At 49.6% G+C, this 15,944-nt stretch carries 15 protein-coding genes; 3 read left to right on the top strand and 12 right to left on the bottom strand.

Annotation, left to right across the window (positions count from 1 at the left end):
• Positions 1–100 precede the first annotated feature (100 nt).
• Complete coding sequence (dapF, locus tag C0068_RS14425) at positions 101–931, top strand: diaminopimelate epimerase (RefSeq protein ID WP_103685177.1); 831 nt, start codon at positions 101–103, stop codon at positions 929–931.
• An 8-nt stretch (positions 932–939) separates the two neighbouring features.
• The gene (locus C0068_RS14420) at positions 940–1,644 is read left to right on the top strand and encodes a DUF484 family protein (protein WP_103685176.1); all 705 of its coding nucleotides are present in this window, start codon (positions 940–942) and stop codon (positions 1,642–1,644) included.
• Positions 1,645–1,746: 102 nt separating this feature from the next.
• Here C0068_RS14420 and C0068_RS14415 read toward each other — a convergent pair whose 3' ends face one another.
• Complete coding sequence (locus C0068_RS14415; RefSeq protein ID WP_103685175.1) at positions 1,747–2,928, bottom strand: alpha/beta hydrolase family protein; 1,182 nt, start codon at positions 2,926–2,928, stop codon at positions 1,747–1,749.
• A 206-nt stretch (positions 2,929–3,134) separates the two neighbouring features.
• Between C0068_RS14415 and C0068_RS14410 the strand changes: the two genes are divergently transcribed.
• Positions 3,135–3,839, top strand: coding sequence for an HAD family hydrolase (locus C0068_RS14410; protein WP_103685174.1), 705 nt, complete (start codon positions 3,135–3,137; stop codon positions 3,837–3,839).
• Positions 3,840–3,864: 25 nt separating this feature from the next.
• Here C0068_RS14410 and C0068_RS14405 read toward each other — a convergent pair whose 3' ends face one another.
• The 11 genes from C0068_RS14405 to urtB all read right to left on the bottom strand — a co-directional run bounded on the left by C0068_RS14405 (position 3,865) and on the right by urtB (position 15,865).
• Positions 3,865–4,068: a hypothetical protein gene (locus tag C0068_RS14405; protein ID WP_103685173.1), complete on the bottom strand. Its 204-nt coding sequence runs from the start codon at positions 4,066–4,068 to the stop codon at positions 3,865–3,867.
• Between the two features lie 198 nt (positions 4,069–4,266).
• A complete protein-coding gene (gene glnK, locus C0068_RS14400; RefSeq protein WP_103685172.1) occupies positions 4,267–4,605 on the bottom strand; it encodes a P-II family nitrogen regulator in 339 nt (112 codons plus the stop codon).
• Positions 4,606–4,885: 280 nt separating this feature from the next.
• A complete protein-coding gene (locus C0068_RS14395) occupies positions 4,886–6,130 on the bottom strand; it encodes an ammonium transporter (protein ID WP_103685171.1) in 1,245 nt (414 codons plus the stop codon).
• 70 nt (positions 6,131–6,200) lie between these two features.
• Positions 6,201–6,539 carry a P-II family nitrogen regulator gene (gene glnK, locus C0068_RS14390; protein WP_103685170.1) on the bottom strand — a complete coding sequence of 113 codons (339 nt, stop codon included), beginning with the start codon at positions 6,537–6,539 and terminating at the stop codon, positions 6,201–6,203.
• 88 nt (positions 6,540–6,627) lie between these two features.
• On the bottom strand, positions 6,628–7,290 hold the full coding sequence (locus tag C0068_RS14385) for a TorF family putative porin (RefSeq protein ID WP_103685169.1): 663 nt from the start codon (positions 7,288–7,290) through the stop codon (positions 6,628–6,630).
• 543 nt (positions 7,291–7,833) lie between these two features.
• Positions 7,834–10,236 carry a CaiB/BaiF CoA transferase family protein gene (locus C0068_RS14380; RefSeq protein WP_103685168.1) on the bottom strand — a complete coding sequence of 801 codons (2,403 nt, stop codon included), beginning with the start codon at positions 10,234–10,236 and terminating at the stop codon, positions 7,834–7,836.
• 372 nt (positions 10,237–10,608) lie between these two features.
• Positions 10,609–11,508, bottom strand: a complete 900-nt coding sequence (locus C0068_RS14375) for a hypothetical protein (protein ID WP_103685167.1) — start codon at positions 11,506–11,508, stop codon at positions 10,609–10,611.
• A gap of 64 nt (positions 11,509–11,572) precedes the next feature.
• A complete protein-coding gene (gene urtE, locus C0068_RS14370) occupies positions 11,573–12,268 on the bottom strand; it encodes an urea ABC transporter ATP-binding subunit UrtE (protein WP_103685166.1) in 696 nt (231 codons plus the stop codon).
• 1 nt (position 12,269) lies between these two features.
• Positions 12,270–13,049 (bottom strand): urea ABC transporter ATP-binding protein UrtD, encoded by a 780-nt coding sequence (urtD, locus tag C0068_RS14365; RefSeq protein ID WP_199176185.1) that lies wholly within the window; start codon positions 13,047–13,049, stop codon positions 12,270–12,272.
• Positions 13,046–14,206, bottom strand: a complete 1,161-nt coding sequence (gene urtC / locus C0068_RS14360) for an urea ABC transporter permease subunit UrtC (RefSeq protein WP_103685165.1) — start codon at positions 14,204–14,206, stop codon at positions 13,046–13,048. The genes urtD and urtC overlap by 4 nt, the downstream gene beginning before the upstream one ends.
• Positions 14,207–14,212: 6 nt before the next feature.
• The gene (gene urtB, locus C0068_RS14355) at positions 14,213–15,865 is read right to left on the bottom strand and encodes an urea ABC transporter permease subunit UrtB (protein ID WP_103685212.1); all 1,653 of its coding nucleotides are present in this window, start codon (positions 15,863–15,865) and stop codon (positions 14,213–14,215) included.
• Positions 15,866–15,944: the final 79 nt, after the last annotated feature.

Below are 15,944 nucleotides of genomic sequence, written 5' to 3'. Positions count from 1 at the left end.
AAGCCCATTGCTTGGCGCTTTATTTTACGCACTCATTTAACGGCACCGCGCCAGCATCGATTACCAGCGCCATCGGTGAGGCGCAATACAGGGTTTTACGATGCAGTTACGCTTTACCAAAATGCATGGCTTGGGAAATGATTTTGTCGTTATCGACCTGATCACCCAGCGCTTCAAACTCAAGCCGCACCATATTCGCAAAATTGCCGATAGGAATTTTGGCATTGGCTGCGATCAAGTTCTGGCGGTTGAAATTCCCAGTCAGCCCGACGTCGATTTCTGCTATCGGATTTACAATGCCGAAGGCAGCGAAGTGGAACAGTGCGGCAATGGCGCACGCTGCTTTGCGCGCTTTGTTCGCGACAAACGCCTAACCGGCAAACAAAAAATCAAAGTTGAAACCCTGGCCGGCATTATTGAATTAGAGCTGACGGAAAATCGCCACGTTCGCGTCGATATGGGCGAGCCAGTTCTCGACCCAAAACGCATTCCCTTCACGGCGGATCAGCAAGCTAATGAATACCTACTCGACGTAAACGGCAGCGTATGGCAGGTTGGCGCGGTGTCGATGGGGAATCCCCACGTGGTTCTACCCGTGAACGATGTGGACACGGCGCCGGTAGAAACCGTTGGCCCGATTGCGGAATCTCACCCCCGCTTTCCCCAGCGGGTGAATGTGGGCTTTATGCAAATAATTGATCGCAGCACCATTAAGTTGCGGGTCTTTGAACGCGGCGTGGGCGAAACCCTAGCCTGCGGCACCGGCGCCTGCGCGGCGGTTGTCAGCGGCATTGTGCAGGGCAAGCTCAATGCCAACGTGACCGTACACTTACCCGGCGGCAGCCTAAGTATTGACTGGCAAGGCCCTGGGCAGCCCGTTATTATGACCGGACCCGCCACCACGGTTTTTGAAGGCCAGATACAAATATAGGATTCTCTGTGGACAGTGCAAGCCCGAAAAAAGACGGACTCCCGAGCGAAACTGAGGTTGCGCGCTATCTTCGCAATCACCCTGGTTTCTTTCTGAATAACGAAGACCTGCTGACCGAACTTAAAATTACCCACAAAACCGGCAAAGCGGTTAGCCTGCTTGAGCGGCAGGTAGAAGTATTGCGCGAGCGCAATATGGACATGCGCAACCGCATCAGCAGTATGCTAGACAATGCCCAACGCAACGATTTGCTCTTTGAACGCAGTAAAACGCTAATCCTATCGCTGATCGAAGCCCGCCGCGCCGAGGAGCTAAGTAATACTCTTTGCCGTCATTTGGTAAGTGATTTTGAAGATATCGATTACGCCAGCCTGATCCTGTTCGCCGACCCCAAACGCGTTGGCGGCAACTCGCTAAGGGTCGTCAGTCCTGAGCAAGCACAGAATCAAATCGGCAATTTACTGCGCGGCAAAAAATCCGTATGCGGCGTGCTGCGCGGCGAAGAACTAAGCTTTCTATTTGGCAAACACGCTGACCATATTGGCTCGGCGGCACTCATGCCCATTCAGCCCGGCAACATTGACGGTGTTATTGCCATCGCCAGCAAAAATCCTCAGCACTTTAAATCGAGCATGGGGACGATATTTTTGGAATATATCGCCGATGTTGTGAATAGAACCTTACCGCGCTTGATGAAAGGGCCATTTCTATAACGAGTCGGACGTCTGAGGTCGGACGCGGGTTATGCCCGACGTCCAACCTGTTTTTAGCTTTTGACTTGTCGTCCGACATCAGACTTCCGACTTCCGACCTGTTTAAACCCCCTGACAATGACTATCCATAAACCGCCGCATTAACTTCAAATACTCACGCTGGCCGATATGAACAAGGTGGTTGCCGGGAAACCAGTGCAGATGTGATTCTGGCCAATGGGCGTGTAGCAGGCGAACGAAGCGTGGTGGCGTGAAGCGATCGCCGGCACCACCGATAATCATGACTCGATCAGGGTCTAGTTTTGGCTGGTAACTGAGGGGGCTGTGTATGGCTAGCCCCCGCCGTAAGTCTAGCGGGCTTAGTCCAGTGCGCTTGCAGACCAAATCCATCATGCTGCCCGTTGGTGCCCATCCACGCATGGTGTCTACCGGTGCGACGAGCGGCGAGTTGGGTATACAAAACGCCAAGCGCGGTTCTACTACCGCCATCACCGAGCTTATATAGCCGCCCAGACTCAAACCGCTAATCCCCACATGGGGGGCGCCGCGCTGTATTAGGTGATTTACGATAACCCGTATGTCTGAAACGGCCTGCAACATGCCTTCATTGAGCTGCGAGAACCCGCCAGAAAATAAGCCGTAGCCGCTAAATGGATGGCAACGCTCTGCTCTGTCGCCATGAAATGGCTGGGTCATGAGCACGATGTCGTAGCCATTGTCATAAAACCATCTGAGCGAGAAAAATAGGCTATTAAATCCGTACCAGCTCTCGACAACTCCGTGGACAAAAATCAGGGTGGGACGCGGGCCATCTGGGTGAGCCCAATATTGCGCTCTGGCGGTACGGTTGCGGCTGTAGCTTAAGTAGCTGTCGGTAAGCTCTGGATTCAGTGGCGTGAATGGACTTTCGAATTGCAGCTCGACGGCTGGTATATCTTTCGGCTTATAGCCAAACGCGCCTATTTTATGTTCGGTAATGTCGACTGCGGGCGGGGCTATGAACACCTGTTCAACGTCACGCTGTTCTGCCAGATTGGCATAAAAATCCATCCATTTGCGCTCGCGGGCCAAACCATTGCCCTTTAGCAGTTGTGGCAATAAAGTTCCAGAAATCATCAGCGACAAACCTGTGCGCATGATTCTGTCCATCACTGCGGTGCCGTAAACCTGCAGTGGGTACTCACTGTCTAGCTCGGTGCCATCAGACTGGCAGTAAAAGTCATCCGGCAGGGTTCGCCACCAAGGTGGCGATTTTTTTACCGGCTGCAGTGCGGTTTGTGCCATAACTTAAGTCTCTAGCGTATATATGAATATTGTTATTAGTGAACACATACTGTTTTACCACATTTCATAATCTAACATCATTAAACAGCGGTTAATTTATCGGCCTCTTTTGCCTTGCCCTCGAATAAAAACCTATACTGCGTCGACCAAACGATGCCCACAACATCAATGCCTGCACCGAGCCGCAGCCCTTACGAAGCCTATTCATGAAGAAAATTAAACTGTTGTGTTTTGATTTAGACGACACCCTGTGGCTTAGCAAGCCGGTAATCCAGCGCGCTGAGCAGGTTTTTTACACCTATTTAACAAGCGCTGCACCGGCACTGGTGGAACGCTTTAGCCCAGAAGCTCTGCGTGCTCACCGCTTAGACTTCCTTAAACGTCACCCCACATTTGCACATCAAATTTCACAGTGGCGCATTGCCAGTCTCAGCGACGCTTTAACACTTTGCGGGTATAAAACGCAAAGCACTGTCATCGCCCAAGAGGCCTTTGCGCAATTCATTGCCGCGCGCCAACAGGTCACGCTGTTTCCACACTGTGAGGAGGTGATCCGCCAACTCAGTAAAACCTATACGCTCATTAGCCTGACTAATGGCAATGCGGATCTTAGCCAACAGCCTGTTGGCCAATATTTCCACGCGAATTATCAAGCGGAGCATGTAAATGCCGCCAAACCTGAGCCAGCGCTGTTTTTAAAAGCGCTAGAAATTGCGGGGTGCAAACCCGAGGAAGCAATTCATATTGGGGATCATGCCATTGACGACATTCGCGGCGCTAACGCTGTTGGGCTTTTAACTATTCAAGCGTGTCTAAAAGCTGATTCACCGGAGCCTGACGCACTCGCCGATGAGCGGTTTAATGATTGGAGGGAGCTACCAATAAAGATAGAGCAGCTAGTGCAAGGCTAGCTGCTCAGGAATATCGCAACGCTGATCAGTAGCTATCTGATTCGGTGTCGATATCGCTTAGATTACTGCGCATATGTGGATCTAGATGCTTAATCTCACCGCCATGGGCAAGAAAAGCCTCTACATCTTTTGCGAGTTGCTCGCGCATACGATCATGCACTGTCTGTGCTGATGCGTAGCGCTGAGGGCTTGAAGTTTGAGTTTCTTCACTACGATTACGCGATCCCATAAAACGTCCTCCCGGAAAAAAGAATCCCGCGTTTACGAGGCGATTTATACTTGTATACAAGGCTTTCTGACAAGTGCTGGATTAGGCTATTTAGTTATTAGGCCCAAATATCTTCATCACTTTTCGAGCTAATGACAAAAACTCGCGCAAATAAAAAGGGCGGCAAAAGCCGCCCTCATTTACATCCTTTTTCCGCTGCTAAATAGCATCTTCGCCGGTTTCACCGGTACGGATTCGAATAACCTGCTCAAGCGAGGTAACAAAGATTTTGCCATCGCCGATTTTGCCGGTATTCGCCGCTTTAGTAACGGTATCGATCACTTTTTCTAGCAAGCTGTCTGCAACAGCGATCTCTAATTTTACCTTCGGTAAAAAGTCTACGACGTATTCCGCGCCTCGGTATAACTCGGTATGCCCCTTCTGACGACCAAAGCCTTTGACTTCGGTTACCGTCACACCCTGCACTCCAATCTCTGACAATGCGGCACGGACATCATCTAATTTAAACGGTTTGATCACCGCACTGACTAATTTCATCGCCGACGTTTCCTCTTACTTTTATGATAAGGATTGCTTCCTGCCGTTAAGTTAGCTCAGGCAATGAGGACTTTGCAAGGTGATCGCAGCATTTTTCGGTTTTACGCTGGACGGGAGACGCCTTTTCGGCATTACGCTGGACGGGAGACGGGAAACGCTAATATAAAAGCGCGCTTGACGTCGAAGGTCAGACGTCGGAAGTTAAAGCCGACTTCCGTCAAGCATCCTGCAAAAAAAAAGGGCGCTCAATGAGCGCCCTAAAATCACCAAACGGGGGAGATTACTTGTTGGTGAATTCTGGATAAGCTTCCATACCACATTCTGAGAGGTCGACACCTTCGTACTCTTCCTCGTCAGATACGCGTATACCCATGACTGCTTTCAAGATCGCCCAAACCACAAGGCTTGCTACGAAGGTCCAAGCAAAGATCACGAATGCACCGTAGATCTGATTACCGAAAGTTGCGTCGCTGTTGTTGAATGGCACAGCCATTACACCCCAAAGACCAACTACACCGTGGACAGAGATCGCACCGACTGGATCGTCAATTTTCAGCTTGTCTAGGCCAAGGATGGCGAATACAACTAGCACACCACCAACAGCACCGATCAGGGTAGAAATAACTGGATCTGGAGACAGTGGGTCTGCAGTGATCGCTACCAAACCAGCCAAGGCGCCGTTAAGTACCATTGTTAAGTCAGCTTTGCCGAACAACAAGCGGGCAACGATCAGCGCGGCAATCAAACCACCACTTGCTGCAGCATTGGTGTTAACAAATACTTGCGCAGTTGCATTCGCTTCTTCGATGTTAGACACCATCAGCTCTGAACCGCCGTTGAAGCCGAACCAACCCATCCACAGAATGAACGTACCCAATGTTGCCAATGGGAGGTTTGCACCGGGAATCGCATTCACTTGACCGCTATCGCCGTATTTGCCTTTACGAGCGCCCAACATCAATACACCTGCCAGTGCCGCAGAAGCACCACACATATGCACAATACCTGAGCCAGCAAAGTCAGAGAAACCGGCTTCTGACAAGAAACCACCGCCCCAGCTCCAAGAACCTTGTAGCGGGTAGATAACGCCTGTCATCACAATAGCGAAGGCCAAGAAAGCCCATAGCTTCATACGCTCTGCAACCGCACCCGATACGATAGACATAGCGGTTGCTACGAATACCACTTGGAAGAAGAAGTCAGATGAACCTGAGTAGTAGGTGTCGCCGTTTGACGCTAGCACTTCTTCAACTGATGCGTCAGCAATTGAGTTGCCGAACCATGCATCTGGCAGAATGCCACCTTCTGAACCACCGTACATGATTGTGTAGCCACACAATAAGTACATGGTACAAGCCACCGCAAACAAGGCGATGTTTTTAGTTAAAATTTCTGTGGTGTTTTTTGCACGAACCAAACCGGCTTCGAGCATGGCAAAACCTGCTGCCATCCACATTACGAACGCGCCCATAACCAGGAAGTAAAATGTGTCCAGGGCGTACTTGACCTGTATGATGTCTTCCATCACATGCCCTCCAAAGGGAAAGAGATAAGTCTTTTAATTTAATTAGTTAAAATAAACCGCTGCAGTATGACTAGATGGCTTCTTCGCCGGTCTCACCAGTACGGATTCGAATAACTTGTTCAAGAGCAGTAACAAAAATTTTGCCATCACCAATTTTGCCGGTGTTTGCAGATTTGCTAATTGCCTCAATGGTCGGCTCAACCGAGTCATCTGCGACAGCGACTTCAATCTTCACCTTAGGCAAAAAGTCGACAACATACTCGGCACCACGATACAGCTCGGTGTGACCTTTCTGACGACCAAAACCTTTTACTTCGGTGACAGTTATGCCCTGTACGCCGATGTCTGACAGCGCTTCGCGCACATCATCAAGTTTGAATGGCTTAATAACAGCCGTAATCAATTTCATCGGATATCTCCTGTCAATGTACGCTTAGCGCACATGAGGACTAAGTTAAAAAAATAGCCGATGGCAACGCTGCCACCGGCCGAGGGTTTTACATTGAAATTGGCAAGCTATAAGAAACGATAAACTTAGGATCAGTATCGACACCTAATACCTCATCGCCATCTTGCTGGCTGACGATAAACGACAAGTTGTCGTTATAAGCGTATGCCAAGTCAACGTGATAGGTGTTGTCGCCATTAATATCCTCTGAACCCCACGTCATAGAAAACGCGCCAAGCGAACCACTTACAGTGTAGTAGTTGTACTCGGTGTAACCAGAAGGACCAGCAACTGGCTCATAATATGAAACGCTGATTGGGCCATAACCCACAGTCAACACAACATCTGTGTGCTCAAAGAAATCGGTTTCTTCAGTACCTAGGTAACCAGCACCTGATGGGTAGTTGTAGTTGTAAGCGGTAATGTCAAAGCTGAAGTCGCCTGCAGACACACCGTAACCAACATATAAGTCATACTCGGTGCCGGCAGAGGTATCACCAGACGAGCCCCAAATACCAGCGGTAAAACCACCGGCACTGTAGTTAATGTCACCAGATACTGCTGGAGTACCACTACCTAAATCGTAGCCGCGCCACAGATAAGTGCTCGCAATTCCGACGCTTGCAGATACATCTGCTGAAGCTGGAGCAGCAATCATGGTCATTGAAGCAGCTGCAACGCTTGCAGCTAATAAAGTTTTCATTGTTTTCATGTCTTTAGTCTCCACTAAGGTATAAGAAAGTGATCAAGCACTGTCCTGCCCTAGCTTTAGCATTTTCGGTGCCAACTTCATTTTTATTCTTTTAAAACAAAAACTTAGAGACAAAAACTCAGCACAAAGCAATTGTGATGGTTAAGACTAGGTTACAAGCCCTTCGCGTGGAGATTAGATATGCGCAAAAATAGCGCGTTTTTAATTGTGTTCTAATTTAAATGCTTCAATAACATGCACAACTAGGGTGCCAAATGAATCAAGCCCATCAAATATCTTCTGCTAAAAATTCGCTAAATAATTAAAAAATATAGAGTTTTATTAATATTAACGTCACAAAAAAATACAGCGTGCATTACCCCAGCACGCAACGCACCATTTCGGTGCCAGCGCACTATATTCCAGCGAACGCGTGCTTTAAGGCGCCAAAAAATGAAAAGGGATGCTCCTTGGCATCCCTTAAAATAAAATATTTGTTCAGTAATTTCCGCAGGCCTGCACTACCAAGCCGCTAACAAAAGATCAGCGATTATCCGCCACATACTATGAGGCCATCACCTCAAGGTCGCCCGATTCAATTAGCGACTCTATCGTCGCCTCATCTAGCTGAAGAATATCCCGCATCAGCTCTCGGGTGTGTTCGGCGACAAATGGCGCAGGACGGATCTCCGGCTCCGGTAAGTAGCTTTTCCCAGCGGGGCCATTCTCGGTTAGTAAAGGCGCATCTAAACCCGGCTGCATATTAATTCTGAAGAAATCCCGCGCTTTTAAATGCGGATTATCGGGCAGCTCATTAATTCGCGCCATCGCTGCAGCGGCTATACCAGCAGCCTGTAATGTTTCCACTATTTGCTGGGGCGTGAGCCCTAGCGTCCACTTAGACAGCTCTTGCTCCACGTAATCACGCATCGCAAGCCTGCCGCTGGCAGCGTTAAGATGCTGATCCTCTGCAAGGTCTTGACGCCCCATTGCGCTGCAAAGCCGCAGCCACTGTTCGTCACCCTCAATATCAATCACGCACCACTCATCATCACCTGCACAGCTAAACAGGTTTGAGGGCGTGTCAAATCGACCGCGATTCCCGCAGGGTGCCAACCAGCCCCCCTGCAGAGATTCACTCAGCAATTCAGTGGACAGGGTCATTAATATGGTTTCTGCCTGAGACAGGCTGACGGTGCCGCCTACGCCGGTTTTTTCACGCTCTATTAGCAGCGCAAGAATCGCCACCGCAGACACTCTAGCCGCTAAATGGTCCGGGAATATAGTTAGAGCATCGCCAAAGCCAGACTCGTCATCTGGGTAGCGCCACAAGCCGGTAAGGCCACTGCTCGCGCGTACCAGCGGGCCGTAACCCATGCTATTACTCATTGGCCCACTGCCACCGAGGGCACTGCTTTCAGAGACGATAATGCGCGGGTTGATGGCTTTGAGTTCGCCGTAGCCAAAACCCAGCGAGTCCATCGTTCCTGGTTTGAAGTTAGACAAAACCACATCAGACTTTGCCACCAGCTCTTTAAATACCTGCTTGCCCTTTTCACTGCGCAAATTAAGTCCCAAAGATTTTTTACCCCGCGATCCCTGAGCAAAGGATTCAGTGATGGGCTGATTTTGCAGTGACTGGCGCAATCCATCTGGAAAGGCTTTGTTTTCTACCTTAATCACCTCCGCGCCTTGATCTGCAAACAGTCTTCCCAATTCTGCGCCGGCTACAATCACGCCGAGATCGAGTACACGAATGCCCTCAAGCGGGCGGCGAGTTGACTGGGCTGGACTAGCGCTACGTAGCGCTAATCGATCAGTACTAAAACTCGGCTGATGTTCGTTTAATGCAGGCGCTGGGGTGCGAATACCCGCCCGCTGCCCATTAATTTTCAGATAGCCCGCGGGTGCCTTGCCCTGCAGTCCGGCGGCGAGATCGATGTCTGTAAACGCCCCCCTTGCCAGGAAGTGATCATCTTTTAATACCTGTTGAGGTGTCGCAACTGCAGCAATGGGGACGCCACGACGCTGCCCCTCTGCAACAAGATCCGCACTTTTTTCCTTTGCGAATAGTGCTTCGATTAATAGATTAATCTCGCGCATATACTTGAAACGCTTGGCCATATTTGCGTATGCAGGGTCGGTATAGGGATGATCATCGCCAAGCCAAGCGCTCATAGCCTGCCACTGGCGCGGGTTTAAAACACAGATCCGTACAAAGCCGTCTGCACAGGGGAAAAAGGGATACATTTTCCCCTCTGGCGGCCGGCCTCTCGGAGCCAATTTGGTCGCACTCTGGCCGCCGGCGGCACTGCCGGTCACTCCCAATGCGGGGTCTAATATCTGGCAACTCGCCTCAAATACCGAAAAATCAATACTGCCGCTCCGATGGGTATGGGCACTTTGCCAATAGGCGACTAGCACCACCCACGCCGCCTGTATTGCCGCAGCCTCATAGCATAATTGACCCGGCGGGAGCAGCGGCTCCCGATCTTTAAGGCCAGAACGCGCCGTGATGCCTGCCATCGCCATATGCACCGCATTACTGCCGGCGTAGTCCGCATAGGGACCACTGTCACCGAAGTCTGATATGGCAAGGCAAATCAAATGACTTTCGTCCGACTCCACCAGCGCTGTGATTTCATTGAGCCACTGCAGCGCGCTCTCTGAGCGTGAGTGGATCAAAATATCTGCCTGCTGCGCTAAGGCATAAAATGCTGTCCGATCATCTTCTTGCGTAACATCGAGCACCACGCTCTTTTTATTTGCTGCATGGGTCGCAAAATACAAGCTATGCCCCTCTACCACAGGGGCCGCACGCCGAGCGGGGCTGCCCTGGCGTGGCTCAATCAACATCACCTCAGCACCTAAATCAGCTAAATAGCGACCGCAACTATCACCCTTGCCCTCGCAAAGGTCGAGAATACGTAGGCCCCTTAAGGGTTGATTGCTTTTATTGCTCTTCATCGAATTACTGCCTCATAGAGAACACGCCCATAACATGGCCGTGCCAGTGATCGCGGATAGACATCAGCACGCGACCTATTATCGCTGTTGATCATTATTGCGGGTGTATGCGTGAATTAGACTCAGTCCTGAAAACGCTGTAAAGCAGGCTCACGACCAATTATTGTTTGCACGCGACATAAACACACCCACTAAATCTAATCACAATAGTTTAATGGTCGTCAATTTTCTAGCAAAAACCGCTGCCCAGAAAGAATAGATATTTAGGAGGGAGGGTCGGCCAATTCAAATGGGCAATAGCCAAAAACAAGAAACCCCAGAAAACTGGGGCTCTTGTACCAAATAGATGCTAATTACACAGCGACACTAAAACTACTCTGCGTCCTTTTCATCTAATTTTTCCACTCGCGCACGAAGATGCTCAATTTGGCGCTGTAGCTCTGAAATCATTGCTGCGGAAGACTTGGCTTCAACCGGTTGCTCTGAGGACAAAATTAACTGATCAAGCAATTTACGCCCAGGGTTTCCTGCAGAACCAGCCAAACCAGGACTGCCAGCTAAACCACCGTCACTGCCAGCTACCCAAGCGCGATTACCCGTCAAACTTCTCTTATGTACAAAACGGCCACTCGTTCCTGCGCCGCCAGAACCAGCGTCACCGCCGTTGCCACCAGCGCCACCCTCATTACTAATAAGAATGCGCTGAATCAGATCATCACCAGAAACACCTTTGGCGAGCACTTGATACAAAACAGTAACGTCACCGCCTCGGCCACCTTCACCGCCTTCGCCACCGTCACCGCCGTTACCAGTAAAGTCTCCCTCACACGCTGCGCCGGCGTCTGCGCCGTCGCCACCGGCACCGCCATCTCCGCCGTTACCACCATTAGCCAAAATCTGCATATCGCCCAGTGATTCAATACCGAGCTGCAGGCGAATCTCTACACCATCGCTGCCGCCACCACCGTGCTCACCCGCCATACCGTCAGAACATGTAGAGGCATTTTCACCCGCTTCACCCGCCGCTCCTGCACTGCCACTACCCTCGATGACAACGCCCTTGCCAATATAGGCATGCCTAGCCTGAACGCGCCAACCGGCTACAGCAGAAGAGAAGGTAATGCGGGCGCCATCGCCAATACGTAGGTTTTCGAGCACAAGCTCTTGTTGGTCGATACCAACAACATAGGTTTTACCGGCGGGTATGCTTAGACTGGCTGCCAGCCCCGCTAGCGGGGTCAACGCTAGCGCTAATATGGCAAGGTACTTCATGAACATTTTTTCCTTATACTAGTGCGTAAGAAAGACAAAACTCGCACTAGTATAAACCCTGAGCTTACACCGTCATATGGCGACGCACGTCTTCTTCGATCATTTCGTCACCGCGACCCGATAAGATAACTTCACCGCGATCCATAACCGCATAGTTATCGGCAAGCGCCCGCGCAAAATCAAAATACTGCTCAACCAGCACAATCGCCATTTCGCCCTGCTGGCGCAGAATAGTGATGACGTTTTGTATGTCTTTAATAATCGACGGCTGAATACCCTCCGTGGGCTCGTCCAGCACTAATAAGCGCGGCCGCGTGATTAAGGCCCGTGCGATTGCCAATTGCTGCTGCTGGCCGCCGGACAAGTCGCCACCACGTCGGCGCAACATGCTTTTTAGCACTGGAAACAAATCGAAAATTTCTGGGCTAATACTGCGCTGACTGCGTTTTAGCGGCGCGTAACCGGTATACAAATTCTCTTGCACAGTGAGCTGGGAAAATACTTCGCGGCCCTGTGGCACATAGGCAATTCCCGCCCGCGCGCGATCCGCCGGCCCCATTGTGCTGATATTTTTGTCTTCCCACATAATATTGCCGCCGCGTATCGGGTGACGTCCGGCAATGGCCCGCGCCAAACTCGATTTACCCACCCCATTGCGACCTAATATGCAGGTGACCTTGCCCTTCTCTGCCACAATATCGACTTTTCTCAAGGCCTGACTAGCACCGTAGTAGAGATCAATTTCATTCACGACCAACATATCAACGCCCCAAATACACTTCGATAACACGCGGATTAGCAGACACCACTTCAAGCCGACCTTCTGCCAGCACGCTGCCTTCGTGAAGTACCGTCACTTTGCTGTCCAGTGCCTTAATAAAATCCATATCGTGCTCTACCACTACCACGGTATGATCTTTATTTATTTCTTTTAGCAAGGCAGCGGTTTCCATTGTTTCGTGGTCAGTCATACCCGCCGCTGGTTCATCTACCAACAGTAATTCTGGGCCCTGCACAATCAACATACCAATCTCTAACCACTGCTTTTGGCCGTGGGAAAGGCTGCCAGCTAAATCATTTGTTTTGACTTTTAAACCAACTAACTTGATCACCTCGTCAATTTTGTCCGCTTGCTCGCTACTCAATTTGTGCAGCAGTGCCCGCAGCACACTGCGCGTACCCGCCAAGGCAAGCTCAACGTTTTCCCACACCGTTAGCGTTTCAATTACCGTCGGCTTTTGAAACTTGCGACCAATGCCAAGATTGGCGATGTCCGCCTCGTCGTACTGGGTGAGATCGATGCTATCTCGGAATTTTACTTCGCCAGAATCTGGCCGCGTTTTACCGGTAATAATATCCATCATGGTACTTTTGCCAGCGCCATTGGGGCCGATAATTGCCCGCAGTTCGCCGGGCGAAATGTCTAGCGATAAATTATTTATTGCCTTAAATCCGTCGAAGCTTTTCGTTACACCATTGAGGTACAACATGCTTTGCATTTCCGCACTGTGAAAGCCCGGACTCTTTACGACTGCACTCATGACTGTGCTCCTTGCTCTGGTGTCGAGGTCGCGTCTCGCTCTGCACGGCGCTCACGCATTTGATTAACCACGCCAACAATTCCTTTCGGTAAATACAAGGTGCTGATCACAAACAAGGCGCCGAGCATGAACAACCACACCTCAGGGAAAGCACCAGTAAAATAGGTTTTTGCATAATTCACCGCTATCGCACCAATCACCGCACCAAACAAAGTGCCGCGACCACCGATAGCAACCCAAATAACAATTTCTATAGAATTAATTGGGCCAAATTCACCGGGGTTAATAATGCCAACCTGTGGCACATATAAAGCGCCTGCAATACCCGCAAGAATCGCCGACACCACAAACACAAATAATTTAAAATGCTCGACACGATAACCCATAAAACGCGTTCGACTTTCCGCGTCGCGAATTGCCACCAGCACTCGACCGTATTTGCTGCTAACAATCGCGCGACACAAAATATAAGCTAAGGCGACACTCAAGGCTGACAGGGCAAACAACACACAACGGGTGACATCTGACTGCAAACTAAAACCGAGAATGTCTTTAAAATCTGTAAGACCATTATTGCCACCAAAGCCCATATCGTTACGGAAAAAGGCGAGCAACAACGCGTAGGTCATGGCTTGCGTAATGATCGACAAATACACACCCGTTACCCGCGAGCGGAAGGCTAGCCAACCAAACACAAATGCTAAGGCCGCCGGCACCAAGGCAACCATAAACATGGCAAAGAAAAAATTATCAAAGCCATACCAATACCAAGGCAATTCAGTCCAATTTAAAAACACCATAAAATCGGGAAGTTCGGCATTGCCATACACACCGCGCTCACCAATCTGCCGCATCAGGTGCATGCCCATAGCGTAGCCGCCTAAGGCAAAAAATGCGCCGTGGCCCAAACTCAAAATACCGCAGTAGCCCCACACCAAATCTAAAGCCAGTGCCAAGAGGGCGTAACATAAATACTTACCCAGCAGCACCACAATATAGGTAGGAATATGCAAAAAACTTCCGGCAGGCATAAGTAAATTACACAGCGGCACCACTACCATTACCGCGAGTAAACCCGTAATCAAATACCGGCCGGCCTTGTCAGCCAACAATAATCTGCCAACTGCACTGCGCTCAAATATTGCTTTATTTATCATCGCTGATTAATCCTCTACCGAACGGCCCTTGAGAGCGAACAAGCCCCTAGGTCGCCACTGAATAAATAGAATGATGAAAACCAGCACAAATATTTTTGCCAGTACTGCACCCGCAAAAGGTTCCAAAAATTTATTGGCAACACCAAGACTCATCGCCGCAAAGAAGGTACCAAATAAATTACCCACCCCGCCAAACACCACCACCATAAACGAGTCGATGATGTAAGACTGACCAAGGTTGGGGCCAACATTGGTTAACTGACTAAGTGCTACGCCGGCAATACCGGCAATGCCTGAACCAAGGCCAAAGGTGAGTGCATCTACCCAACCCGTGCGAATACCCATCGAGTTCGCCATTGCGCGGTTTTGCGTTACAGCTCGCATCTGCAAACCGACAAAGGTTTTCTTTAATAGGAACACCAATAGCAACAAAACAATCAGGCTAAAAATAATGATGTATAGGCGATTGTAAGTAAGGGATAAAGCGCCATTGATTTCCCAAGAACCACTCAGCCAACTCGGCGAACTTACTGATTTATTTAAGGGCGAGAAAATACTGCGCACCGCCTGCTGCAGAATCAAACTCACACCGAAGGTGGCTAGTAAGGTTTCTAAGGGACGACCATATAAATGGCGAATAATGCCACGCTCAATAACAATACCCACTAAGCCAGACACAATGAATGCTGCAGGAATCGCGACGATAATTGAGTAATCGATATAATTCGGCATGATTAATTGAATAACGTAGGTGGTGTATGCGCCCAGCATCATCATTTCGCCGTGGGCCATATTGATAACCCCCATTACCCCAAAGGTAATGGCCAAACCTACTGCGGTAAGCAATAAGACTGAGCCTAGACTCAAGCCAAAAAATGCATTTTCTAATAATTTATAAATCTTCGCCTTGCCGCGCATTTCACTCAATACCGCCGCGGAGGACTCTCTTACCAATTCATCTTTTTCTAAATAATTGCCATCGCTGTCTTTTAATTGCATGGCCGCGAGTATCGACATCGCATCGCTGTCCAAGGTGCCGCGAAAGGCCTCAATGGCCTCAAGGCGAAACACCTGCTGATCTGACTTTAAATTGATCATCGCCATAGCGATGTTCAAGGATTCTAAAACCTTGTCATTGTTCTCTATTGCTTTAGCCCGCTCGATGGCCGCAAGAAATTCCGGTGCGGGACTGCGAATTAAATCCTTGGCCGCCGCTAGGCGTTCTGCCGCATCTTCGCTGCGCAATGCTAACTCTGCCAACACCCCGCGTAAAACGGTGCGCAGTTCATTATTAATACTAATTTTTCTTACTTTTCGGCTCCCTACCACACCCAAATCTTCACCACTGACAACGGCGCGAATTTCGTAGCCATCGGGATGAGTCTTGGCATATACCAACTGTTCATCTGCCTTGGTGTAATACAAATCACCGTCTTGCATGGCCGTTAATACCCGCGTTCGCTGGGGTAAATTTGAGCCGGCAATAAGGCTGATGAGGTCTTTCTTATCTGATGTTGATTTTACCGACACCAATTGATTCAACAGCAGTGCGCTGTCAGCTTCGCTTTCTAAAGGCGTAATTTGCTCGGCTTGTACGATCTGCAATTGAAACAAAACCAGAAAGGAAAAAAACACCGAAAAAATATGATTGAGCTTCATTGAAACATCCATTTACGATCATTACTCCGTCACCTTGCGATGACGGAGTAGCGTTGATAAAAGCATTTCGGCTGAAACG

The sequence above is a fragment of the Zhongshania marina genome (assembly GCF_002915595.1).
In the GTDB taxonomy this organism is placed as follows: Bacteria; Pseudomonadota; Gammaproteobacteria; order Pseudomonadales; family Spongiibacteraceae; genus Spongiibacter; species Spongiibacter marinus_B.
This window is presented reverse-complemented; position numbering and strand designations above follow the sequence as displayed.

Excerpts from the sequence above, each read along its gene's own strand:
- urtE (WP_103685166.1), bottom strand. The coding sequence starts at position 12,268 with ATGTTGGTCGTGAATGAAATTGATCTCTACTACGGTGCTAGTCAGGCC.
- dapF (WP_103685177.1), top strand. The coding sequence starts at position 101 with ATGCAGTTACGCTTTACCAAAATGCATGGCTTGGGAAATGATTTTGTC.
- C0068_RS14380 (WP_103685168.1), bottom strand. The coding sequence starts at position 10,236 with ATGAAGAGCAATAAAAGCAATCAACCCTTAAGGGGCCTACGTATTCTC.
- urtB (WP_103685212.1), bottom strand. The coding sequence starts at position 15,865 with ATGAAGCTCAATCATATTTTTTCGGTGTTTTTTTCCTTTCTGGTTTTG.
- C0068_RS14385 (WP_103685169.1), bottom strand. The coding sequence starts at position 7,290 with ATGAAAACAATGAAAACTTTATTAGCTGCAAGCGTTGCAGCTGCTTCA.
- urtD (WP_199176185.1), bottom strand. The coding sequence starts at position 13,049 with ATGAGTGCAGTCGTAAAGAGTCCGGGCTTTCACAGTGCGGAAATGCAA.
- C0068_RS14405 (WP_103685173.1), bottom strand. The coding sequence starts at position 4,068 with ATGGGATCGCGTAATCGTAGTGAAGAAACTCAAACTTCAAGCCCTCAG.
- C0068_RS14375 (WP_103685167.1), bottom strand. The coding sequence starts at position 11,508 with ATGAAGTACCTTGCCATATTAGCGCTAGCGTTGACCCCGCTAGCGGGG.
- C0068_RS14410 (WP_103685174.1), top strand. The coding sequence starts at position 3,135 with ATGAAGAAAATTAAACTGTTGTGTTTTGATTTAGACGACACCCTGTGG.
- C0068_RS14415 (WP_103685175.1), bottom strand. The coding sequence starts at position 2,928 with ATGGCACAAACCGCACTGCAGCCGGTAAAAAAATCGCCACCTTGGTGG.
- C0068_RS14395 (WP_103685171.1), bottom strand. The coding sequence starts at position 6,130 with ATGGAAGACATCATACAGGTCAAGTACGCCCTGGACACATTTTACTTC.
- glnK (WP_103685172.1), bottom strand. The coding sequence starts at position 4,605 with ATGAAATTAGTCAGTGCGGTGATCAAACCGTTTAAATTAGATGATGTC.
- urtC (WP_103685165.1), bottom strand. The coding sequence starts at position 14,206 with ATGATAAATAAAGCAATATTTGAGCGCAGTGCAGTTGGCAGATTATTG.
- glnK (WP_103685170.1), bottom strand. The coding sequence starts at position 6,539 with ATGAAATTGATTACGGCTGTTATTAAGCCATTCAAACTTGATGATGTG.